The sequence below is a fragment of the Candidatus Nitrosocosmicus agrestis genome, assembly GCF_008389435.1.
Classification (GTDB): Archaea; Thermoproteota; Nitrososphaeria; order Nitrososphaerales; family Nitrososphaeraceae; genus Nitrosocosmicus; species Nitrosocosmicus agrestis.
Genome location: NZ_VUYS01000042.1, coordinates 1 through 1,031, shown reverse-complemented (window position 1 = coordinate 1,031; position 1,031 = coordinate 1). Strand labels below are relative to the sequence as shown.

General features: G+C 32.6%; 1 protein-coding gene. It reads right to left on the bottom strand.

The features are described 5' to 3' along the window. Positions 1-107: 107 nt before the first annotated feature. Positions 108-803, bottom strand: a complete 696-nt coding sequence (gene bioD, locus F1Z66_RS15100) for a dethiobiotin synthase (protein ID WP_149864459.1) — start codon at positions 801-803, stop codon at positions 108-110. Positions 804-1,031 lie beyond the last annotated feature (228 nt).

Genomic DNA, 1,031 nt, shown 5'->3' with positions numbered 1-1,031 from the left:
AGAAAAATACTTATCATTTTTTGAACATTTTTTTGATCTAGTAACGCATTTTCATTGCTCATTTGCTCCAAAGTTAAGGTGTGGATAAGTGTATACTCATAAATATGTTATGTATAGTCGATCCGAATTCTCTTGGAAACTGTGTTAAAAGTCTTTGTATTATAGTTTAAACTCACTATCTCTGGAACGATTCCAATTATAGGAATATTTGTAAACAATTTCAAGTATTTTGGTGTTTGGCTTTCAATAGTATTCTTTTTCTTTGGCATCCTGTTAATTATGATTCCTTTAATAGTTATATTATTTCTTGTGCATTCATTGATAGTAAGTAGTGTATGATTGATTGTTCCTACCTTTGGAGTTGTAACTAAGATGACTTCAAGGTTGGAAAGTTTGATAAAATCAATGAGAGTTTTTGTCTTGGTAAGTGGGACTAGAACTCCTCCTATACCCTCAACAATAATATAATCATACTTCTTTGACAATCGTGTGAGGTTCCTTAAGGCATGATGAAGGTTAGGTGGTTCTTGCTTGAGGATCGAAGCGGCCATGTATGGCGAACATGCAAGTTGATAATAATATGGGTTTATTTCATAGTCATTTTCCTGAAGATTTATCGAACTTGCAAGTATGGAAACATCTTTGGATCTAAAATTCTTTGAGTATACTCCTGGCCCAGTAGCGAAAGGCTTCATCACAACCACTTTTTTGATCTTTTTTGAAAGTTTCCATGCAAGAGAAGATGAAATTAAAGTTTTGCCAACATCAGTGTCTGTTCCAACGACAAATATACCACTTGTCAACCCTTATCGACCATGTGTTAACACATTACCTAATTATAGACATATAATTCATAAGGACATAGTTAGCAATTTGGAATTTTGAAATTGGTTTATCTCGCAAAGAATTTTGTAGATCTATAAAAAATACGGTTTTATAAAATTCATTGTAATGGGCCAAAGAATAACCCTGACGCCTTTAATTTGTATTATAGGTAGTCTTACCCCTTTTTACACTGGATAAAACAATAT